The organism is Leifsonia sp. 466MF (assembly GCF_900100265.1).
In the GTDB taxonomy this organism is placed as follows: domain Bacteria; phylum Actinomycetota; class Actinomycetes; order Actinomycetales; family Microbacteriaceae; genus Leifsonia.
Genome location: NZ_LT629696.1, coordinates 3,182,895 through 3,204,753 on the forward strand (window position 1 = coordinate 3,182,895; position 21,859 = coordinate 3,204,753).

The 21,859-nt window shown below is 70.7% G+C and carries 19 protein-coding genes; 9 read left to right on the forward strand and 10 right to left on the reverse strand.

Annotation, left to right across the window (positions count from 1 at the left end; all coding sequences use genetic code 11):
- The first annotated feature begins 50 nt into the window (after positions 1–50).
- Complete coding sequence (locus BLR91_RS15150) at positions 51–593, forward strand: GIY-YIG nuclease family protein (protein WP_089880649.1); 543 nt, start codon at positions 51–53, stop codon at positions 591–593.
- 80 nt (positions 594–673) lie between these two features.
- On the opposite strand, the gene BLR91_RS15155 is transcribed toward BLR91_RS15150, so the two are convergent.
- Positions 674–2,260 carry an MFS transporter gene (locus BLR91_RS15155; RefSeq protein WP_089880646.1) on the reverse strand — a complete coding sequence of 529 codons (1,587 nt, stop codon included), beginning with the start codon at positions 2,258–2,260 and terminating at the stop codon, positions 674–676.
- 165 nt (positions 2,261–2,425) lie between these two features.
- Between BLR91_RS15155 and BLR91_RS15160 the strand changes: the two genes are divergently transcribed.
- The 5 genes from BLR91_RS15160 (at position 2,426) to BLR91_RS15180 (ending at position 7,066) form a co-directional block, all read left to right on the forward strand.
- Positions 2,426–2,992 carry a TetR/AcrR family transcriptional regulator gene (locus BLR91_RS15160; RefSeq protein WP_089880644.1) on the forward strand — a complete coding sequence of 189 codons (567 nt, stop codon included), beginning with the start codon at positions 2,426–2,428 and terminating at the stop codon, positions 2,990–2,992.
- 38 nt (positions 2,993–3,030) lie between these two features.
- Positions 3,031–4,758 carry a cation:proton antiporter gene (locus BLR91_RS15165; RefSeq protein WP_089880641.1) on the forward strand — a complete coding sequence of 576 codons (1,728 nt, stop codon included), beginning with the start codon at positions 3,031–3,033 and terminating at the stop codon, positions 4,756–4,758.
- A 107-nt stretch (positions 4,759–4,865) separates the two neighbouring features.
- Positions 4,866–5,060 carry a hypothetical protein gene (locus tag BLR91_RS15170; protein ID WP_089880639.1) on the forward strand — a complete coding sequence of 65 codons (195 nt, stop codon included), beginning with the start codon at positions 4,866–4,868 and terminating at the stop codon, positions 5,058–5,060.
- A 30-nt stretch (positions 5,061–5,090) separates the two neighbouring features.
- On the forward strand, positions 5,091–5,531 hold the full coding sequence (locus BLR91_RS15175) for a Fur family transcriptional regulator (RefSeq protein ID WP_089880635.1): 441 nt from the start codon (positions 5,091–5,093) through the stop codon (positions 5,529–5,531).
- Between the two features lie 41 nt (positions 5,532–5,572).
- Positions 5,573–7,066: a catalase gene (locus tag BLR91_RS15180; protein ID WP_089880631.1), complete on the forward strand. Its 1,494-nt coding sequence runs from the start codon at positions 5,573–5,575 to the stop codon at positions 7,064–7,066.
- 75 nt (positions 7,067–7,141) lie between these two features.
- On the opposite strand, the gene BLR91_RS15185 is transcribed toward BLR91_RS15180, so the two are convergent.
- Positions 7,142–7,834, reverse strand: coding sequence for a PhzF family phenazine biosynthesis protein (locus BLR91_RS15185; protein WP_089880628.1), 693 nt, complete (start codon positions 7,832–7,834; stop codon positions 7,142–7,144).
- A 58-nt stretch (positions 7,835–7,892) separates the two neighbouring features.
- On the opposite strand from BLR91_RS15185, the gene BLR91_RS15190 reads away from it, so the two are divergent.
- Positions 7,893–8,117: a three-helix bundle dimerization domain-containing protein gene (locus BLR91_RS15190; RefSeq protein ID WP_018189668.1), complete on the forward strand. Its 225-nt coding sequence runs from the start codon at positions 7,893–7,895 to the stop codon at positions 8,115–8,117.
- A 27-nt stretch (positions 8,118–8,144) separates the two neighbouring features.
- Here the strand turns inward: BLR91_RS15190 and BLR91_RS15195 are convergent, their stop codons facing one another.
- Entirely contained in the window at positions 8,145–9,629 is a 1,485-nt protein-coding gene (locus BLR91_RS15195; protein ID WP_089880625.1) for an NAD-dependent succinate-semialdehyde dehydrogenase, read from the reverse strand.
- Entirely contained in the window at positions 9,626–10,987 is a 1,362-nt protein-coding gene (gene gabT, locus BLR91_RS15200) for a 4-aminobutyrate--2-oxoglutarate transaminase (protein ID WP_089880622.1), read from the reverse strand. The genes BLR91_RS15195 and gabT overlap by 4 nt, the downstream gene beginning before the upstream one ends.
- A gap of 91 nt (positions 10,988–11,078) precedes the next feature.
- Here gabT and BLR91_RS15205 point away from each other — a divergent pair, with 91 nt between their 5' ends.
- Together BLR91_RS15205 and BLR91_RS15210 are read left to right on the forward strand one after the other, a co-directional pair.
- Entirely contained in the window at positions 11,079–12,530 is a 1,452-nt protein-coding gene (locus tag BLR91_RS15205) for a PucR family transcriptional regulator (RefSeq protein WP_089880619.1), read from the forward strand.
- Positions 12,531–12,631: 101 nt separating this feature from the next.
- Positions 12,632–13,555 carry an aldose 1-epimerase family protein gene (locus tag BLR91_RS15210; RefSeq protein ID WP_089880614.1) on the forward strand — a complete coding sequence of 308 codons (924 nt, stop codon included), beginning with the start codon at positions 12,632–12,634 and terminating at the stop codon, positions 13,553–13,555.
- A 143-nt stretch (positions 13,556–13,698) separates the two neighbouring features.
- Here the strand turns inward: BLR91_RS15210 and BLR91_RS15215 are convergent, their stop codons facing one another.
- From BLR91_RS15215 to BLR91_RS15240, 6 genes are all read right to left on the reverse strand, one after another.
- Complete coding sequence (locus BLR91_RS15215; RefSeq protein WP_089880610.1) at positions 13,699–15,309, reverse strand: alpha-amylase family glycosyl hydrolase; 1,611 nt, start codon at positions 15,307–15,309, stop codon at positions 13,699–13,701.
- 56 nt (positions 15,310–15,365) lie between these two features.
- Complete coding sequence (locus BLR91_RS15220; protein WP_089880606.1) at positions 15,366–16,376, reverse strand: LacI family DNA-binding transcriptional regulator; 1,011 nt, start codon at positions 16,374–16,376, stop codon at positions 15,366–15,368.
- Positions 16,377–16,407: 31 nt separating this feature from the next.
- Positions 16,408–17,268: a carbohydrate ABC transporter permease gene (locus BLR91_RS15225; RefSeq protein ID WP_089880603.1), complete on the reverse strand. Its 861-nt coding sequence runs from the start codon at positions 17,266–17,268 to the stop codon at positions 16,408–16,410.
- Positions 17,265–18,206 carry a carbohydrate ABC transporter permease gene (locus BLR91_RS15230; protein ID WP_231918941.1) on the reverse strand — a complete coding sequence of 314 codons (942 nt, stop codon included), beginning with the start codon at positions 18,204–18,206 and terminating at the stop codon, positions 17,265–17,267. The genes BLR91_RS15225 and BLR91_RS15230 overlap by 4 nt, the downstream gene beginning before the upstream one ends.
- A gap of 70 nt (positions 18,207–18,276) precedes the next feature.
- Entirely contained in the window at positions 18,277–19,599 is a 1,323-nt protein-coding gene (locus BLR91_RS15235) for an ABC transporter substrate-binding protein (protein WP_089880598.1), read from the reverse strand.
- 37 nt (positions 19,600–19,636) lie between these two features.
- Positions 19,637–21,772, reverse strand: a complete 2,136-nt coding sequence (locus BLR91_RS15240) for a glycoside hydrolase family 36 protein (protein ID WP_089880595.1) — start codon at positions 21,770–21,772, stop codon at positions 19,637–19,639.
- Positions 21,773–21,859 lie beyond the last annotated feature (87 nt).

A 21,859-nucleotide genomic window follows, 5' to 3' on the forward strand; every position in this document is an offset into this window, starting at 1 on the left:
GCGAACTCTCTGAGGCGCCCGCTGTCGGCGGACGCGGCTAGCCTCACCCCATGGACACCGTCTGCGCTCTCTGCGAGAGCCCTGCGTATGCCGGCGCGTCCCTCCGGCTGTGCCTGACCCATCTGCTGGAGGCGCACGATCTGGTCGACGCCGAGTTCGGCGTGACGGACGCGCTGCCGTCGCCGTGCGTGTTCTGCGGTTCGCGGCTGGGCGTCCGCTACCCGTCGGGGTGGCTCTGTGCAGTGTGCGAGTGGCGGGTGGGCGAGCCGCCTCCGGAGGGCGCGGCCGCATCCCGGGTGGATGTGGTCTACTACCTGCGGTTCCGTGACCGCATCAAGATCGGCACGACCGCGAACCCCGCCCAGCGGTTCGCGGCGCTGCCCCACGACGAGGTGCTCGCGTTCGAACGCGGCGACCGGACCGCGGAGCACCGGCGCCACGAGCAGTTCGCGCACCTGCGCATCCCGGGCACCGAGTGGTTCGAGACCGACCCCGTGCTGCTCGCCCACGTGGAGCTCGTCCGCGCCGGCGCCGACGACCCGTGGGCCCTGCTCGCGCGCTGGCGCAGCGAGGCGGCGGCGCTCCGTGTCTGAGGTGGCCACGCCGACGTTCCCAGAACGACGACGAAGGCCCGGATCCGTGCGGACCCGGGCCTTCGTCGAGAGAGAGACGGTCAGGCGACCTCGAGGCTCTCGCGCCGTCCGTCGCGCACGGTGACGGACAGCTCGCCGTCGACCTTCGCGGCGAGGCGGGCCATCTCGGCCGCCTCCGCCTCCGCGGAGGACAGCGCCGCGATGTCCACCAGGGCTGCCGCCGGCACGGGCTCGACGGTCTCCACGACCGCGGTCGCGACGATCTCCTCGGCCTCGGCCTCGGCGACGCGCCGGGCCGCCCGCATCAGGAACGCGGCCACGACGGTCACGGCCCCTGCCGCGAGCGCCAGCACGCCGGCCGTCGTGAAGCCCTCGGTGTAGCCGGACTCCGCGGGGAGCCCGTCCGGAGCGATCGCGCCGGTCACGAGGGCCGTCATCACGGCCGCTCCGACCGCCGAGCCGACGGTGCGCAGGTTGGCGTTCATCCCGCTCGCGATCCCGGTCTGGGTGGCCGGCACGCTCTGCACCACCACGCTCGTGATGGCCGCGTAGATCAGACCGAGTCCGATGCCGAACACGCCGGAGGCGGCGGCGACGGCCACGAGCGACCCGTGGAGGTAGGCGAGCGAGAGGGCCGCGGCCCCCATGAGCACCGCCGAGACCACAATCTGCGCGCGGAAGCCGACCCAGCGGGCGAGCGGGCCGCTCAGGAAGCCGGTCACAGCCATGGTCACCAGCATCGGGAGCATCAGCATTCCCGACTCCGCCACGGATGCGCCCAGGCCGTACCCGGTCGAGGTCGGCGTCTGCACGAACCGCGGGAAGAAGGCGAAGATCGCGAACATCGATGCGCCGATGAAGACGGCCGCCGCGTTCATGGACCAGACGCCCGGTTCGCGCATGAGCCGCATGTCGACGAGGGGATGCCGCGAGCGGAGCTCGACGATGATCCAGCCGGCGAGGAGCAGCGCGGCGGCGACGAACAGGCCGATCACGCCCGGCGACGACCATCCCCACTGCGCGCCCGTGCTGAGCGGCAGGAGGAGGGCGACGAGCCAGCTGGAGAGCAGAACGGCCGCCCACGGGTTGACGCCACCGGTCGCCCGGGTGGGCGATTCGGGGATGAAGATCAGCGCGAGCACGGCGGCGGTCACCGTCAGGGCGACGGGGAGCAGGAACAGGCCGCGCCAGCTGAGCGCGTCGGCGAGGGGTCCGGCGAGCACCGTCCCGAGCCCGCTGCCGATGGCGATGATCGAGGCGATGGCGCCGATCGCGGACGGGAGGCGGCGCGCGGGGAACTCGTCGCGGATGATGCCGAAGGCGAGCGGGAACATCGCCCCGCCGAGACCCTGGATGACGCGACCGGCGATGACGACGCCGATCGACGGCGCTACGGCGGCCACGACGCTTCCGAGAGCGACGGCCAGGAGCGCGAGGACGAGGATGCGGCGCTTGCCGACGAGGTCGCCGACGCGACCGAGCAGGGGCGTCGCGACCGCGGCGGCGATGAGCCACGCGGTCATGGTCCAGGTGACGCCTGCGGTCGTGGTGTGCAGGTCGGACTGGATGACGGGGAGGACGGGGACGACGAGCGACTGGAGCGTCGCGAAGGAACCGACGCTGAGCGCCAGGATGGCGAAGGTCAGTCCGGGATGGGATCGAGACATTGTCCGGGGTTTCCGTTTCTCGAGAGGTGCCGAAAGGCGTAGAATTGGAGGGAGGCTCCGTTCGGAGGGTTCCTCCGGTTACGCTCATAACATTACCGGAGGGTGCCTCCGCTTCGCAACCTCGAGTTTTCGACCCCCGAGGTCCGACCCGAAAGGACAGCTGCCGTGACCGGCACCGAGACCACAGCACCGAGCGTCGCCCGACCGCAGAGGGCGGATGCCCGACGCAACTTCGACGCGCTGCTCGCCGCCGCACGCGAGGCCTTCGCCGAGCAGGGACCGAACGCGTCGCTCGAGGACATCGCCCGCCGCGCCGGGGTCGGGATCGGGACGCTGTACCGCAACTTCCCCACGCGCGACTCGCTGGTGGAGGCCGTGTACATCGACGAGGTCGCCGCCGTCGTCCGCGCAGCGGAGGAGGCGGGGTCGCTCGAGCCGTGGGAGGCCGTTCAGGCCTGGCTCCGCCGCTTCATCGCCTACGTCGGCACCAAGCGCGCGCTCATCGAAGGCCTCAACAAAGACTCCCCCGTGCTGCTCAGCTGCCGCACCTCGCTCTACGACGCCGGCGAGCCGCTGGTCCGCCGGGCACAGCTGGCGGGTGAGTTGCGCTCCGACGCCACGATCGGCGACGTGATCCGCATGGTGTCCGGGATCGCCGGGGTCGCCTTCGACGACGACCAGCAGCGCGACCGCGTCCTCGCCATGGCCATCGACGGTCTCCGCCCCCGCTGACCAGGGCGCCCCGCCGGACGGCCCCGTACGCTTAGAGGATGGAGCTGGGCGTCTATGCGGTGATCGCTGTGGCGGTCATCGTCGGCGTGGCCGCATTCTCGCGGAAGCTCGGCATCGCGGCTCCGATCATCCTCGTCATCGTCGGCGTCACTCTGTCGTTCCTGCCCGGCGTCCCCGACATCGAGGTGCCGCCCGAGATCATCCTCGACGGGCTCCTCCCGCCGATCCTGTACGCGGCGGCCATCAGCGTCCCGCTGACCGACTTCCGGCGGAACCTCGCCCCGATCGCCGGCCTCTCCGTCGTGCTCGTCGTGATCACGGCCTTCGCCTCGGGCTTCGTGCTGTACACGATGCTGCCGGATCTCAACCTCGCGGCGGCCATCGCACTCGGCGCGATCATCAGTCCACCCGACGCCGTCGCGGCCACGTCGATCGGCCGCAAGCTCGGCCTCCCGCCCCGCCTCCTGACCGTGCTGGAGGGGGAGGGCCTGGTCAACGACGCGACCGCCCTCGTGCTCCTGCGGACGGCGCTCGCGGCCGCGCTCGGCGCCCTCGCGACTCCGTGGGCGGGCGTCGTCGACTTCATCTCCGCCGTGGTCATCGCGTTCGTCGTGGGTCTCGTCGTCGGCTTCGTCTCGGTGTGGGTGCGATCCAAGCTCAGCGACCCGGTGCTCGACACGGCGCTCTCCGTGGTGGTCCCGTTCGCCGCGTTCGCGCCGACCGAGGCCCTGCACGGCTCCGGCGTCCTCGCCGTCGTCATCACCGGCCTCTACACCGGGCACGCCGCACCGCGTCAGTTCAGCGCGCAGGCGAGGATCAGCGACCAGATCAACTGGCGCACCATCCAGTTCCTGCTCGAGAACGGCGTCTTCCTGCTGATCGGGCTCGAACTGCGGACGCTGGTCGGCGACGTCGAGAACCCCGAGGTGCTGAGCGTGTGGAACGCCGTCGGCCTCGGGCTCATCGCCGTGCTCTCGCTCATCGTCATCCGGTTCGTGCTCATCGTCCCGCTCATCTTCGGCCTGCGAAGACGCGCGGAGCACGCCGAACGCTCCGTGCTGCGCGAGTGGCTGATGATCAGCTACTTCCGCGACCATCCCGTCCGCTACCGATGGCAGGCTCTGCGGAAGCAGCGGGCGGAGCAGCGGTACGAGCGGCATCGCACCGACCTGGAGGAGTACCGGCAGGAGGCGATCGACTGGAAGGGCGGCGTCGTCCTCGGCTGGGCCGGGATGCGCGGCGTCGTCACCCTCGCGGCGGCGCAGTCGCTGCCGAGCGACATCCCCTACCGCCCCCAGCTCATCCTCATCGCATTCACCGTCGCGTTCGTCAGCCTGGTGGTGCAGGGCGGGACGCTGCCCTGGCTGATCCGGACCCTCGGGCTCCAGGGCGCGGACGCCCGGGAGGACCGCCGGCTGCTCGCGCAGCTCCTCGACGACCTGAGCGAGGCCGGACTCGCCGTGCTCGACGACCCGGAGACCGCGGCCCAGACCACGACGACGATCGACCCGGAGGTGGTCGAGCGGGTGCGGCAGTCGTCCTACCTGCGCGCGGAGTCCGCGTGGGAGCGCACCCTGTTGAGCGACGCACCCCAGGACAGCCGCCCGCACCACGTCTACCGGACGCTGCGGCTCGCCGTCGTGGATGCCGAGCGCGAGCGGCTGCTGCTCGAACGCTCCCGCGGGTCGTATCCCTCCCGCGTCCTCACCGAGGCGCAGGCGCTGCTCGATCTCGAGGAGACCCGCCTCCGCTCCCGCTCGCGGTAGCGCTTCCTGACAGACCTCTGCGAACGCCGGCCTGCCGCGTCACGACCGTCCCGTCCTCTCGTCTCAAGTGGATGAGACCCGCAGGGGGCGGGAGGAAGAGGAGCGTCATGGAGCTCACCGTGATTCGCAACCGCGACCGACGTCGCATGGTCGTCGCCGTCGAGGCCGAGACCGAGGGCGACGCCCTGCGCGCGATCAGCAAAGCCATCGGCCCGGTCACCGTCGCGCATGACAAGCTGCCGGTCCGCCGGTCGCGCGCCGAACTCGGGCGGCGCCACGCCCGGGTCATCACGTATTTTTAGTTATTCAAAACATCGCACTAGTGTCGAGTCATGGACACGGCACGGCTCGAGAGCGCACTGCGCGATGCCGGCCTGAAAGCGACACGTGGCCGGGTGGCGGTGCTGGAAGCGCTGACCGACCGGCCGCACGCGAACGCGGAGACCGTCTTCCGGACGCTGCTGCCGACCCTTCCGGGCACGTCGATCCAGAACGTCCACAACGTTCTGGGCGACTTGACTGCGGCGGGACTGCTGCGGCGGATCGAGCCGGCAGGCTCGGCTGCGCTCTACGAGCGGCGCATCGGAGACAACCACCACCACGTGGTGTGCACCGCATGCGGTGCGGTCGCCGACGTCGACTGCGTCGTCGGTCACGCGCCCTGCCTGCATCCCTCGGATGCGGGCGGCTTCGCGATCGACACGGCCGAAGTCACTTTCTGGGGTCTGTGCCCGTCCTGCCAGGAGCGCGCCGCGCGCGCTCAGGAACCCTGAACGCTCAGCACTCGCGAGCGCTCACCGACACCGGGAGAACAATGACGGACGACTACACAACGACCCAGACCGGAACCCCCGTCGCCAGCGACGCCCACTCGCTGACGGCCGGCCGCGACGGCGTCACCGCGCTGCACGACCGCTACCTCGTCGAGAAGCTCGCCCAGTTCAACCGCGAGCGCATCCCGGAGCGCATCGTCCACGCCAAGGGCGGCGGCGCGTTCGGCGAGTTCGTCGTCACCGGCGACGTGACGGCCTACACCAAGGCGGCGGTCTTCCAGCCCGGCACCGCCACCCGCACCCTCCAGCGGTTCTCCTCCGTCGCCGGCGAGCAGGGCTCGCCCGATACCTGGCGCGACGTGCGCGGCTTCTCGGTGAAGTTCTACACGACCGAGGGCAACTACGACATCGTCGGCAACAACACCCCCGTCTTCTTCATCCGCGACGGCATCAAGTTCCCCGACTTCATCCACTCGCAGAAGCGCCTCCCCGGATCCGGCCTCCGCGACGCCGACATGCAGTGGGACTTCTGGACGCTGTCGCCCGAGTCGGCCCACCAGGTCACCTACCTCATGGGCGACCGCGGTCTCCCCCGCTCATGGCGGACCATGCCGGGCTACGGCTCGCACACCTACCAGTGGATCAACGCGGCCGGCGAGCGCTTCTGGGTGAAGTACCACTTCCACTCGCTGCAGGGCAACGAGGAGATCACGGGCGTCGAGGCCGAGCAGCTGGCCGGCGCCGACGCGGACCACTACCGCCGCGACCTGTACGAGGCGATCGAGCGCGGCGACTTCCCGGCGTGGCGCGTGTCCGTCCAGGTCATGCCGTACGAGGACGCCAAGACGTACCGCTTCAACCCGTTCGACCTGACCAAGGTGTGGCCGCACAGCGACTACCCGCTGATCGAGGTCGGCATCCACACCCTCAACGAGAACCCGCAGAACTTCTTCGCCGAGATCGAGCAGGCCGCGTTCTCGCCCGCCAACACCGTTCCTGGCATCGACATCAGCCCGGACAAGATGCTGATGGCCCGCGTGTTCTCGTACCCGGACGCCCAGCGCTACCGCGTGGGCACCAACTACAACGAACTGCCGGTGAACCGCCCGGTCGCACCCGTCCACAACTACTCGCAGGACGGCGCGGCACGCCACGGCTTCAAGCCCGCGGACGCCCCGGTGTACGCGCCCAACTCGTTCGGCGGTCCGTCCGCCCAGGCGGAGCGTGCGGGTGAGGGCTCGTGGGAGTCCGACGGCGCGCTCGTCCGCTCGGCGGCGACGCTGCACGCGGAGGACGACGACTTCGGTCAGGCCGGCGCGCTCTACCGCGAGGTGTTCGACGACACGGCACGAGCCCGGTTCCTCGACACGATCGCCGGCGCCGTCGGCGGTGTGAAGCGCGAGGACATCCGCGAGCGCGCCATCCAGTACTGGACGAACGTGGATGCGTCGCTCGGCCGTGCGCTGCGCGACCGCCTCGACTCGGCGGCGCAGACCCCGGACGAGGCCGCGGAGTACATGGGCGTCGCCGAGTAGGCACGCCCCTTCCACAGGCGCAGCACGCCGTCATCCCGCTCGGGATGGCGGCGTGCCGCGTTTCGGAGACCGCTGCTAGAGCGTCGCCTCGATCGTGCGGTCGTAGACCGTGGTCCCGCCGACGCGGATGCGGCCGTCGCCCAGCGGCTCGGTCGCCAGCTGCGACCCCTCGCCTTGCAGGATGCTGAGCGGCCGGCCCAGGCGCGCCGTCAGCGCGATGGCCGCCGCGCCCGTCGCCTCGTCCTCGATGATCCCCATGTCCGGCGCGAACATCCGCGAGCGCAGCGTCCCCGCCGCCTCGTCGATCCACGCGTAGGCGTAGTGGTGGCCGGAGGTGAACGCGAACGGGTCGAGCGCGTCCACATCCTCCGGCGACTGCAGCTCGAGCCACTCGAAGGTGGGCGCCCACTCGGCGCGGGCGGTGATCCACGCGGTGTCGTCGTCGACGGTGGCCTCGACATCTCCGGCGGGCTCTCGCAGCACGTCGACCGGGGTCCGCTGATCGGACAGCCACCAGGCCGTGCCGACGCTCGGGTGGCCCGCGAACGGCAGCTCGCGCGCCGGCGTGAAGATGCGGATCGTGGCGGCACGCCCCGCCTCGTCCAGCGCATCCACGAACACGGTCTCGCTGAAGCCGAGCGCGTTGGCGATGTCCTGCTCGCGGGACGCCGTGGCCGGGGAGCTCGTGATGATGCCGAGCTCGTTGCCGTTACGGCCGCTCTCGTTCGTGAACACGCGAACGACGACTACTTCGATGGTCTCATCCATGGCATCAGCCTGGCAGAAGGCCTCCACTTCGTTAACCCGGCGGGTGCATAATCGCGCCATGACGATCGACGACCGCCAGAACGCCAGCGAAGAGGACCTCGCCGTCGAGCACGCCGCCGAGCGGCTCGCCGAGCGCTATCCGCAGGTGCCGCGCGAGCGCATCGACGAGCTGGTCGAGAAGCACCACGAGGAGTTCGAGGGGGCGCCGGTCCGCGACTTCGTCCCGGTCCTCATCGAGCACGACGTGAAGCAGGAGTTGAACGCAGAAGAGCGCGCCGACTGATCGGCGCGCTCTCCCCCGTCGTCCCGATCAGGCCGGGATCAGCGTGTACTTCGTGCTGAGGTACTCGTGGATGCCCTCCAGGCCGCCCTCGCGGCCGAGGCCCGACTGCTTCACGCCGCCGAACGGGGCAGCGGCGTTGGACACCAGGCCCGTGTTGAGACCCATCATCCCGGTGTCGATGCGGTCGATCATCCGCTGGCCGCGAGCCAGGTCCTGGGTGAAGACGTAGCCGACGAGGCCGTACTCGGTGGAGTTCGCCGCGGCCACCGCCTCGTCCTCGGTCGAGAAGGTGGTGATCGCGAGGATCGGCCCGAAGATCTCCTCGCGGAGGATCTCGCTGCCGGGCTGCACATCCACGATCACGGTCGGCTCGAAGAAGTAGCCGTCGCCCTCCGGCGCGCCGCCGCCGGTGAGCACGCGGGCGCCGCGGCCCACCGCATCGTCGACCAGGGCCGACATGGATGCGACGGCACGGTCGTCGATCAGCGGCCCGATGGTGACGCCCTCCTCGGTGCCGCGCCCGATCCGCAGCGCCTGCACCTTCTCGGTGACACGGCGGGCGAACTCGTCGGCGACCGACTCGTGGACGATGAACCGGTTCGCCGCCGTGCAGGCCTGGCCGATGTTGCGGAACTTCGCGAGCATCGCGCCCTCCACCGCCTTGTCGAGGTCGGCGTCGCCGAACACGACGAACGGCGCGTTTCCGCCCAGCTCCATCGAGGTGCGCAGGATGTTCTGGCCGGCCTGGGCGAGCAGCGACCGGCCGACCGGGGTCGATCCCGTGAACGACAGCTTGCGCAGGCGCGGGTCGGCGATGATCGGCTCGGAGACCGTGCGCGCCGTGCTCGTCGGGATGACGTTCACGACGCCGGCGGGCACACCGGCGTCGGCGAGCAGCTGAGCGAAGAACAGCGTGGTCAGGGGCGTCAGCTCGGCGGGCTTCACCACGACCGTGCAGCCCGCGGCGAGCGCGGGGGCGATCTTGCGGGTGGCCATGGCGAGCGGGAAGTTCCACGGCGTGATCAGGAAGCACGGGCCGACCGGGCGCTGCGAGACGACCATCGTGCCGGTGCCCTCGGGGTTCTGGCCGAAGCGGCCGGAGATGCGCACCGCCTCCTCCGAGAACCAGCGCAGGAACTCGCCGCCGTAGGTGACCTCGCCGTTCGCCTCGGCGAGCGGCTTGCCCATCTCGAGCGTCATCAGCAGGGCGAAGTCGTCCCGGCGCTCCTGCAGCAGGTCGAAGGCGCGGCGGAGGATCTCGGCGCGGACGCGGGGCGCGGTGGCGGCCCACTCGTCGGCGGCGGCGACCGCGGCATCCAGCGCGCGCATCCCGTCCGAAGGATCGGCGTTGGCGATGCGCTTGATGACGCGTCCGGTGGCCGGGTCCTGCACCTGGATCGGGTCGCGGGAGCCCGCCTCCCAGCGGCCCGCGATGAACAGGCCGTCGGGCACGCGGGCGAGCAGCTCGGCCTCGCGTGCGGTCAGCTCGGCGGTGGTGTCGATGATGGTCATGCGCCCGCCACCGCCTCTGCGATGACGTCCAGGCCCTCGATGAGGAGGTGGTCCGGGATGCTCAACGGAGGGAGGAAGCGGATGACGTTGCCGTATGTGCCGCAGGTGAGCAGCACGACACCGGCCGCGTGGGCCGCGGCGGCGACCTTCGCGGTGAGCGCGGCATCCGGCTCACCGGTTGCGGGGTCGACGAGCTCGATCGCGACCATCGCACCGCGGCCGCGCACCTCGGCGACACGGGCGTCCGCATCGCGCAGGGCGCCGAGCTTCTCGAACAGGATGTCGCCGATCTGCCGGGCGCGGGCCGCCAGGTCCTCCTGCTCGTAGGTCTCGATCGCGGCGAGCGCGGCGACGCAGGCGAGCGGGTTGCCGCCGTAGGTGCCGCCGAGGCCGCCGACCTGCGGTGCGTCCATGATCTCGGCGCGACCGGTGACGGCCGACAGCGGGAGGCCGCCCGCGATCCCCTTCGCGGTGACGATGAGGTCGGGGACGATGCCGAACTGCTCGGAGGCGAACATGGTGCCCGTGCGGGCGAAGCCGGTCTGCACCTCGTCGGCGATGAAGACGACGCCATTGGCGTTCGCCCACTGCTGCAGGGCGGGGAGGAAGCCGTCGGCCGGGACGATGAAGCCGCCCTCGCCCTGGATCGGCTCGATGATGAGCGCGGCCAGGTTCGCTGCGCCGATCTGCTTCTCGATCATGGTGATCGCGCGCTTCGCCGCCTCGGCGCCGGAGAGGCCGCCGTCGCGCAGCGGGTAGCTGAGCGGTGCGCGGTAGATCTCCGGGGCGAACGGTCCGAAGCCGTTCTTGTAGGGCTGGTTCTTGGCGGTGAGGCCCATCGTGAGGTTGGTGCGGCCGTGATACGCGTGGTCGAACGCGACGACGGCCTGCTTGCCCGTGTAGTGGCGGGCGATCTTGACGGCGTTCTCGACGGCCTCCGCCCCCGAGTTGAACAGGGCGCTGCGCTTGGCGAAGTCGCCGGGGGTCAGCCGGTTGAGCGCCTCGGCGACGTCGACGTACGAGTCGTACGGGGCGACGGTGAAGCAGGTGTGGGTGAAGGCCGCGACCTGCGCGCTGACGGCGTCCACGACGCGCGGGGCCGAGTTGCCGACGCCGGTCACGGCGATGCCGGAGCCGAAGTCGATGAGGGAGTTGCCATCCACATCCACCAGCACGCCGCCTCCCGCTGCGACCGTGTAGACGGGGATGGTCGTGCCGACGCCGGCGGCGACGGCCTGGGCCTTGCGCTCGGCGCGCTTGCGCGACTCGGGGCCGGGGATCGGGGTGACGAGCCGGCGCTCCTGCGGGAGCGAGGGTCCGCCGACGGGGGTGTCGATGGCGGTGTCGAGGATGGTCATGTGTCGAATGTAAGAAGTCGGCGCGAACCGCGACCTGGACGCGACGTACAATCACAGCGTCGGGGATCGACACCCTGGCAGATGGAGCACGATGCCCGCCACCCTCACCCAGCTGCTCGCGCGCGGCGAGCTGGGCCTGCGCCTGCTGACCCCCGCCGGAGTGGGCGACCCGGATGCGTCCCTCGCCTGGGCGCACAGCTCGGACCTCCCCGACCCGACGCCCTTCCTGTCGCGCGGCCAGGTGCTGCTGGTGACGGAGCCGCCGGAGGACGCAGAGCCGTACGTCGGCCGGCTGGCCGAACACGGCATCGCGGCGCTCGGCTTCGGGACGGAGGTGGTCCGTGACGGGGCGCCGGCAGCGCTCGTCGAGGCGTGCACCCGGCACGGCCTCCCGCTGTTCGAGGTGCCCTACCGGACGCCGTTCATCGCGATCGCGCGCTTCGTGGCCGACCGCGTGGCGGCCGATGCGTACGCCCGCAGCACCTGGGCGCTGCGTGCGTCGCGCGCGATCTCGCTCGCGGCCCTGCGGCCGGATGCCCTCGGCGCCGTGCTGTCCGAGCTGTCGCGGCAGATCGAGCGACCGGTCGCGCTCGTCGGCGGCGACGGCGCCGTTGCGCGCAGCTACCCGTCGGGTGTGCTCGACGCGCGGGCACGCAAGGCGCTCGCGGACGCCGCCGACCCGCTGCTGCGGAGCGGCCGTCGCGCCGCGGGTACGGTCGGGACCGACGCCGGACCGTTCGCCCTGCAGACACTCGGCGCCGCCGGGCGCCTCCGTGGTGTCCTGGCCGTCGGGTCGGACGGGTTGGATGCCGCCGCACAACAGGTCGTGACCGGCGTCGTCGCCCTGGCCGGGCTGGCGCTCGAGCAGTCGCGGGCCGCCGACGCGGCACGGGAACGCCTCCGCACGGCGGTGTGGCGCGCCCTGCTCGCCGGCGACCTGGGTGTCGCCGCGTCCGTCGCCGAGCCTGTGCTGGGGGCGCTCCCCGCCGCGCCGCTCCGCGTCGCCGTGCTGAGCGGCCCGGCGATCGCCGCCGCGCTCGACTGGCTCGGGAGCAACGCCTCCGGCTTCTTCGCGCGGGAGGGCGGCGACCTGCTCGTGCTCGGCGACGACGACGCGGCCTCGGCCATCGCGGTGCGGTTCGACCTGCGCGGCGGGCTGTCGGCTCCGGCCGAGCTGGATGCGCTGCCCGCCGCTCTGGAGCAGGCGATCGCGGCGCGCGGCCGCGCAACCGCCGATGACCCCATCCCGTCGTTCGAAGACGTGGCCGGGGCCGGGATGCTGGCGCTGCTGCACACGCCGGACGCCCGCGCGGTGGCGCAGAGCGCGCTCCGCCCGCTGACCGCCGCGGATCCGTCGCTGCCGGGCGTCCTGCGCACCTGGCTCGACTCGGACGGCGTGTACGACGTCGCCGCCCGGAAGCTCGGCATCCACCGTCACACCCTCCGTGCGCGCGTCGCCGAGGCGGAGCGGCTGCTCGGTCGCGACCTCACGTCCTTCGCCGCTCGCGCCGACCTCTACGCCGCCCTCCGCGCCTCCACCTGACGCAAGCCAACAGCTCCTGAGTCTTTCGGTCTCAAGCGACTCATTCGCCCGAAAAACTCAGGAGCTGTTGGCTTGGGTGCATCGTTGGAGAGAATGGGCGGATGAGCACACCCATCTCCGGTACCCACTTCGGCCTCACGGCGGGCGACTACCACGCGACCATCGCGTCGGTCGGCGCCACCCTGCGGACGCTCCAGTTCGACGGACGCGACCTCGTCGTCCCGTTCGAGGCCGACGAGGTGCGTCCCGCGTTCCGCGGCGCCACCCTCGCACCCTGGCCGAACCGGGTCGTCGACGGCCGTTACACCTTCGACGGCGTCGAGCAGCAGCTCGCGCTCACCGAGCCCACCCGCGGGCACGCCCTGCACGGACTGGCGGCGTGGCTCGACTTCGTCGCGGTCGATCGAGCCGCCGACAGCGTGACGTTCGCCGCGACCATCGAGGCGCAGGCCGGCTACCCGCACCGCGTGGAGGTGACGGTCGCGTTCTCGCTCGACGAGGAGGGCCTGCACACGACGGTGACCGGCACGAACACCGGGCCGACGCGCGCCCCGTGGGGCACCGGCCCGCACCCGTACCTCGTCGCGGGCGACGGCCGAGTGGACGACTGGACGCTGTCCCTCCCCGCCGACCAGGTGCTCACCGTCACCGAGGACCGCCTGATCCCGACCGGCCTCGCCGACGTCGCGACCGAGCAGGGCGGCGACTGGGACTTCCGCACGCCCCGGACCATCGGCGACACCTTCATCGACCACGCCTTCACGGGCCTCACCCGCTCGGCGGACGGCGTGGCCGTCGTCCGTGTCACGACCGCGGAGGGCACCGGAGTGGAACTCGCCTGGGGCGAGGACTGCCCGTGGGTGCAGATCCACACGGCCGACCAGCCCGTCCCCGAGCTGAACCGACTCGGACTGGCCGTCGAGCCGATGACGTGCCCGCCGGACGCCTACAACTCGGGCACCGACCTCATCGTGCTCGAACCGGGAGCATCGGCCACCGCATCCTGGACCATCCGCGCCGTCTAGCGAAGGCCGCCCAGGGGAAGAAGGTGCGCGCGGCCTTCCACGACGGGCCGCGCGCACTGCGATGCTAGGCGGAGCCGGCCGGCGGCAACGCTGTACGCGGTGTCGAGCGGGTCATCCCGCCGTCGACACTCCGTCGGATGCGCTCACAGGGACAGCCACGCGAAGCCGTACGGGCCGAGCACGCGGCCGTCCCAGCCCTCCGCGAGCGGCGCCTCCGGCTCGCCACCCAGGTCGAGGTGACGGCCGAGATCGAGCTCGACGGACTCGTCCGACAGGTTGTGCACGGTGAGGAGCCCGTCCCGCCGCAGGGCGAGGACGGAGGGGGCGCCCACGTCGAGCGCCGTCCATCCGGCTGCACCCGCCCCCTTCTCCCGGCGGAGCTCCGCGATCCTCCGCACGAGGGTCAGCAGCGACGCCGGGTCGCCCTCCTGCGCCCGCACGTTCACCTCCCGGAATCCGTACGGCCCGTCGACCTGCGCCGGCAGCGTGAGGGGCGACTCCTCCGCGCTCGTGAACCCGCCCCACCGCGAGTCGTCCCACTGCATCGTGGTCCGGGCCGCTCCGCGTCCCTCGATGCTCAGGTCGTCGCCGACTCCGAGCTCCTGGCCGGCGAGCAGCAGCGGGACGCCCGGCAGCGCGTACAGGAGGCTCAGGGTCATGCGCACCCGCTGATCGGGCTGCATCATCGGCGCCCAGCCACGACGGATGCCGCGCCCGTAGATCAGCATGGACGGCTCGGGCGCGAAATGCTCGAACGCCTCCTTGCGCTCGTCGTCGCTCAACTGCTGGAGGTCGAGCTCGTCGGCGTTGTGCACGAAGTTGAGCCGCGCATCGGGCGGGATGGTGTCGTCAAGGCGTCGGAGGGCGTCCACGAGCGGCTGCGCCCGACCCCGGGTGAGCGCGAGGATCAGTGAGTTGTTCAGCGTGAAGTCGATGACCGCCTCGAACCGGCCGCGTTCGACGAGGGCCGCCATGAGCTCCGGCGACTCGTCCGCCTCGGCGATGAGCGCCACATCCTGCTTCACCTCGCGGAGGCGTGCGCGCAGGCGGTCGAAGAAGGAGCCGTCGTCCACATCCGTGTCCGGCCGGCCTTTGCCCTGCACGATCAGGAGGGCCGCGTCGATGCGGAAGCCGTCGACGCCGACCTCCAGCCAGTAGCTCAGCACCCGGACGATCTCCTCGAACACGTCCGGATCCGTTGCGTTGAGGTCCGGCTGGAATTCGTAGAACTGGTGGTGGTAGTACCGGCCGGCCCGGGGCTCGTACGCCCAGACCGCGTCGTCCTCGCCCGGGAACATCGGATGGTCGCCCGGCTCGACCGAGTCGTCCTCGCTCCAGATGAAGAAGCGTCCGGCGGTGGAGTCCGGCGCGTCGACGGCCGCGCGGAACCAGGCGTGCCGGTCGGAGGTGTGGTGCAGCACCGCGTCGATGAGGACGCGCATCCCCCGCTCGTGCGCCGCGTCGAGGAAGGCGCGCAGGCTGTCGATGTCCCCGAACCGAGGGTCGACGGCGAGATGGTCGTCGACGTCGTAGCCGTTGTCGCGCCGGGCGCTGGGATAGAACGGCAGCAGCCAGATCCAGGTCACGCCGAGCGAGGCGACGTAGTCGAGGTGCTCGATCGCCCCGGCGAAGTCGCCGAAACCGTCGCCGTCGCCGTCCGCGAACCGCGACAGGTCGAGCCCGTACACCAGTTCGCCGGGATCGCCGGCCCAGGCGCCCGTCCAGCCGTCGGTGGTGGCAGCAGTGTTCGTCATGCTCCAGTCATACGCCCCCGGTCCGGCGGGGCCGCGATCAGGCATCACTCCCGTCGTCAGGCGGGCGGCGGCGCCGTGCTCTCGCGGATGACGACGGTCGGGCGCTCCGAGGAGAACTTCCGCACCTTGCCGCCCGCGATCACGCCCTCGAGCAGGTCGTAGGCGCGGGAGCCGAGCCCGACGAAGTCCTGGTCCACCGTGGTCAGCGGCGGGCTCCACATCCGGGCGAGAGGATGGTCGTCGAACCCGACGACGCTGACGTCCTGCGGCACGCGCTTGCCCTTCTCGACGAGACCACGGATGACTCCCATCGCGATCTCGTCGTTGCCGCAGAACACGGCCGTGACGGTCGGGTCCTCGGCGAGGGCACGTCCGATCTCGCGCCCGGACTCCGGCTCCCAGGTGGCGTCGACCGGCGGGGGAACCGGGGCTCCGTGGGCGGTCAGCGCCCGCTTCCAGCCGGTCGTGCGGCCGTCCTCCTTGCGCGACGGCGGTACTCGGACGTGATGGACGGTGGAGTGGCCGAGTTCGAGGAGGTAGTCGACGACCTCTTCCGCGGCGTCCGCCTCGGCGAGCACCGCCTGGGGAACCCCCGACTCCCGGACGCCGGAGATCGACACGGTCGGGATGGACTTCGGCAGCCGATGCAGCGCCGCCACTCCCGGCGGGTCGAATTTGAGGACAACGACGCCGGCGATCGGCTGGTCGAGGACGAGCGACACGGCCCCGTCGACGGTCTCATCGTCGGCGGACTCCACCACCGTGATGCTCACGGTGTAGCCGGCCGCGCGGGCGCGTTCCTCGATACCGCGGATGGTCTCGGCGTACCCGTATCGGGAGGTGTTGCCTGCGATCACGGCGATGAGCCGCGGCTGACGGGCCACCAGCGCGCGTGCGGCGGCGGAGGGACGGAAGTCGAGCTCCCGGATCGCCTCCATGACACGTGAGCGCTTCTCGTCGGACACGTACGCCGCGCCGTTGAGGACGCGCGACACCGTCGGGACCGAGACGCCGGCGCGGCGCGCGACGTCGCTGATCACGGGCGGTTTCGGCGCGTTGTTCGGCATCGCCCTCAGCATAGCCACGCGCCCCGCTCCGTCACTTCACGGCCCCGCTGGTGATGCCCGAGATGATGCGGCGCTGCATCACCGTGAAGGTGATCAGCAGCGGAAGGCTCATCAGGATGATGTAGGCGAAGATCAGGTGCCAGTTCTGCAGGTACAGACCGGCGCTGGCGACCTGGTAGAGGTTCAGCGGGAGGGTGTCAAGCCGCCCCCCGACCACGAACAGCGCGTAGAAGACGTCGTTCCAGATGTACAGGCAGATGAGGATGGTCGCTGTCGCGAGCGTCGGGGTCAGGAGCGGCAGGATGACACGGAAGAACACCTTCACCGGGCCGGCCCCGTCCACGCGCGCCGCCTCCTCCAGTTCCACCGGGATGGTGCGGACGAAACCCGTCACGAAGAAGATGACGGTCGACATGTACATGCCCATGTAGACGCCGATCATCCCGACGGCCGTGCCCGCGAGCCCCAGCTGGCGGAGTAGGAGCACGATGGTCACGACGGCGGGCGGGAGCACGATCCCGCTGATGCCGAGCGCGTAGACGAACGAGATCGCGCGCCCGCGCCGTCGGCCCAGGATCCACGACGCCATCGCGCCGAGGAGGAGGACGCCGAACACCGACGGCAGCATGATGAGCAGGCTGCCGAAGAAGGCGGGGACCATGCGTCCCTGGTCCAGGACGGTCGCGAAGTTCTGCAGCAGGTGCCAGCTGGTCGGCAGCGCCAGGCTGGGGTTGAGGGCCTCGGCCTGGTCTTTTCCCGCGGTCACGACGACCAGCCAGAAGGGGATGCCGAGCAGGAGCACGACCAGCAGGATGGCGACGATCGGCTGGACGACGCGCGACGGCTTCAGGGGCCGGCGGCGACGGCGGGTGGTGGAGGCGAGCGCGCTCACAGCACGTTCTCCCTTCTGCGGAGGAAGTAGATGACCGGGAAGGCCAGGACCGTCACCATGAGGAACAGGGTGAGGCTCATGGTGGTCGCCTGCGCGAACAGTCCCTGCCCGAACGTGCGGAAGATGAAGATGTTGAGCAGCTCGGTCGTTCCACCGGGGCCGCCTCCCGTCGTCGCCTGGACGATGTCGAAGCCGTTCATCGAGCCGAGCAAGGCGGTCGCGACGTTGAACGTCACGGCGGGGGCGAGGAGGGGGAACCGGATGGTGCGGAACGTCGTCCACCAGCCGGCGCCGTCGAGGCGCGCGGCCTCCAGGATGTCCTCGTTGATGGTCTTGAGGCCGGCCAGGTAGATCAGCATGGAGAGGCCCATCCACTTCCACGCGTGGATGAGGGCGACGACCACGATGGTCCAGGTGGTGCTGCCGAGCCAGGCGATGGACACGTGCTGGCCGGTGACGAAGCCGAGGATCTGGTTGAGCGCGCCCTCGGGCTTCAGCATCGCCTGGAAGATGTAGCCGACGGCGAGCGCCGACATCACGACGGGGACGAAGAAGGCGACGCGCGCGAAGCGGTTGATCGGGGTGTCGCGCTCCAGCACGAGCGCGAGGACCAGGCCGAACACGTTCTGGAACACGGCGACGAGGATGGCGTAGACGAGCGTGATCCGGAGGTCGTTCAGCAGGCTGCCGTTGGTGAAGAGGGCGGCGAAGTTGTCGGTGCCGACGAAGCCGATGTCGCTGTGGAAGCTGGACCAGTTCGTGAACGCGTACACGAAGTTGAAGATCGTCGGGACGAAGAAGAAGACGATCAAGACGAGGAGCGCGGGCACCAGGAACCAAGCGGGGTGGTCCTGCCGTCGGCGGCCTCGCGGTCGCGGCGCACTCGGGCGGGCCGTCGGCGCGGCCGCGGGGGCGGGCGGGGCGAGTTGGGCGGTCACGGTGTCTGCCTTTCTGCGAGTGGTCGGGGAGCGCCGGGGCGGGTGGGGAGTCCGCCCCGACGCCCGTCGGCTAGAAGCCCTTGACTCCCTGCGCCTTCGCGAGCTGTGCGAACTGCGCCTGTGTCGCCTCTGCCACCTGGACCGGGGTCTTGGTCCCTTGGATCATGTCGGCGAGGTTCAGGTACAGGTCGGGGTTCGCGACGGCGAGCGCCTGCATCGAACCGACCGACCCGTCGAGGGATGCCGCCACATCGGTGAGGGCGGTGGGGACGCTGCTGGGGGTGTCGACGCCCTTGATCAGGGACACGGTCGACTGCGCCTTCACGAAGTCGGCGTACCCGTCTCCGAGCCAGTAGCTGAGGAACTGACGGGCGGCGGCCTCCCGCTTGCTGTCACCCGTCTTGAAGGCGACGAGGGCGTTCGACTGGTCCGGGATGTACGTGCCGACGTTGCCCTTCGGCGAGATGGGGAAGAATCCGATCTTCTTGTTCAGCTCCTCGGTGTTGGAGGTGGCCTGCAGTTCGCCGAAGAACGAGTTGACCTGCATCGCCATGGCCGCCTTGCCTCCGAGCAGTGCGTTCCCCTGGTCGACGAATGTCGCGGTCTTGATGTCGGCGTTGAACAGCCCCTGCTGGATCAGCTTCTGATAGTTGTCGATCGCGCCCTGGATGGTCGGGTCGGTGAACTTCTCCTCGTTCTTGTTCACCTTGTCCCAGAGGCCGTCCTTGGCGGCGTCGGCCAGCTGCGCCTGCACCCACCACTGGGTGGCCCACTTGTCGCCGCCCATCTCGTAGAAGGGGTCGACTCCCTTGGCCTTCAGCTGCTCGGCCAGGGCGATGAACTCGTCCCAGTTCTTCGGGGTGGCGGTGATCCCGTTCTTCGAGAACACCTCCTTGTTGTAGTAGACGCCGATGACGGCCGGGGTGGTCACCAGGGCGGCGTAGCGCGTGCCGTCCAGCGTGCCCGTCATGTCGGCCAGGTTGCCGGTGTAGTTCTTCACCCACGGAGCGCCCTCCAGCGACTGCAGGTTCTGCGTCGCGTTGAGCGCCGTGAGCTCGGAAGCCGTGGGCTGCCAGAAGGCGAGGTCTGGCTTGTCACCCGTAGCGACCTTGGTCTGTACGCCCTGCTCGTACGGGTCGGGGATGGTGACGACCTTCACCTTCGCGCCGGTCAGTTTTTCGAAGCCCGTGATCACGCTCTCGGGGGTCTTGTTCGAGTTCTGCGCGGCCCAGATGGTGAGGTCGACGCCGTCGAGTTTGGTGTCCTGCGCCGGCCACGACGCGCTGCCCGCGCTGCCGCCTCCGGATCCGGGGTCGCTGCACCCCGACAGCACGAGCGCCGCGGCGGCGGCGATGGCCGCGATCGAGGCGGCTCCCTTCCAAGCGATCTTCATTGAACTGCTCTCCTTGAGTGACGTAGCGACGGTAGCGCTACTGGGTTCGGGTTGCGGAATGCGGTGCGGACGCGATGTTCGTCGCGGCCTGGAGGCGGAGGACCCGCGCGCCGACCTCGCCGGTGGGGCTGGTGACGGTGAGTTCTCCTGTCCCCGCGTCCCAGTGGGTCTCCCAGTCGGGAAGGGATCGCGGGAAGACGGTCGAGACCGTGAGCTCCCGTCCGGCGAACGCCGGAAGGGAGAGCCGGGTCTCGGGTGTCGCCGGGTCGCGGTTCCAGACGGTCACCAGGGCGCCGTCGTCGATCGCGAGCCCCAGCGAGGTCCACCCTGCGTCCCAGGTGGGGATGCCGAGCGGCCAGAAGGGGGTGGATGCGGTGAGCTCGCCGCGCAGCTGCTTGGCGACCCCGACCGCGTCGGCGACGAGCGCCAGTCGCTCGGCGTCCATCCGCGCCAGATGCCCGGACACGTAGTAGCGGCCGAGGAGTCCGGTGGCGAGGCAGAAGGCGACCTCCTCCATCGTCATCTCCGGCTGCGGATACGCCCAGCTCGCCGCCTGCTCCGGCAGCATCGCCGCGGGCGCGCTCGCCGCGATCGGCGGGTACTTGAGGAAGTCCTGCTGGTCGGAGGTGGACTGCATCTGCAGCCGGGAGAGCATGGCGTAGTCGGAGCGCATCGCCCCGGAACCGCAGTTCTCGAGCACGAGACCGGGGTGGCGGTCGAGCACGCCGTCCAGCCAGTCGAGGTGGGCGCGGTTGTGGGCCAGCAGTCCGGCGCCGACGCTGTCCGCATCCCGATCCGTCCCCGGCCCCGGGTTGATGTTGTAGTCGAGTTTGAAGAAGCCGATCCCGAACTCGTGCACGAGCCGGTCGACGACGGAGTCCAGGTGCTCGCGCGCCGCCGGATGGCGGAGGTCGAGGTGGTAGCGGTGGTGCTCGACCACGCGCTCGCCTTTGCGCTGCAGGAAGGCGCCGTCGGGCAGACGGTCGGCCATCGGGCTGTTCACCCCGATGACCTCGGGCTCGAGCCAGAGGCCGGGCACCATCCCGGCGTCTCGGATGTGGTCGATGACCTCCGAGAGCCCGCCGGGGAAACGTGTGGTGCTCGGCATCCACTCCCCCACGGTGTCCCACCATTCGCCGCTGTCGTCGTACCAACCCGCGTCGATGCAGAACACTTCGGCGCCGACGCGGGAGGCCGCGTCGATGAGCGGGAGCAGCTTCTCCGTCGTCGGGTCGCCGTTCAGGGTGTTCATGTAGTCGTTGAAGACGACGGGCATCGCGCTGTTGTCGGGATGGGGCCGCCGGTGTGCGCGCCGGTAGGCGGTCAGCTGGCCGATCGCCGACGTGACGTCGCGGGCGAGAGCCAGGGCGACGGTGACCGTGGTGAACGACTCGCCGGGCCGGAGTTCCTCGCTCCACTGGTGGTCGGTGTCGGTGGGCCCGGAGAGGGCGAGATAGCCGCTCGCGGTGTCCTCCCCCAGCTCCCAGCGCCAGGCGCCGTTGTGCTCGATCTGCCAGGCCCAGGCGGCTCCGAGCCGCGTCGACCGCACCGCCGCGACGGGCAGGTGCTTGCCGGTGGACCAGGTGCCGGAGGAGATCACGCTGAACTCTCCGCGCGGGTTGTGGTTGGTCAGCTGCTGTTCGAGGCGCGGGAAGCGGACGCCGTTGAGCGGCTCGCGCACCCACCGCCCTTCGCCCAGCCAGTCACTGAGCGCGTGGTAGACCTCCCACTCGCGGATGCTGCTGCGGCCGTTGCCGCCGAGATAGAGCGCGAGCGATGGGATGGAGCGGAGCACGACGGGTTCGTGACCGTCGTTGAGGACGGTGGCAGACGAACGGAGCACCGACAGGCCGTCGGTGAGTTCGAGGAGCAGCTCGATGCGGAGGCCGGTCTGTACGTGGTCGAGCCGGACCCGCAGGGCCGATCCGGTGGCGGTGGCCGCCTCGTCGTGGCCGGCATAGCGGAGGTCGTGCCCGATCGCCGTGTGGACCAGCCGATCGCTGGCGAGCGAGTGCCCCTGGTTGACCGCGAGCACGTCGACCAGCGGAAGCCCCGCGGGCATGTCGAGCCGCAACCCGTCGTGCTCGACCGCGGCGATTCGGGGTGCGGAGTCGGCGGACCATTCGATCTCGACGGTCAGCTTCTCGGTGCCCCAGCTCAGGCGGTCGGTCATCGGTCTCCTCGTCATCGTGGATGGTGGCGGCCGGCTGCCGCGTCGGTTCATGATAGCGCTATCAGACCGCTGCGCAAGTCTTTTTCT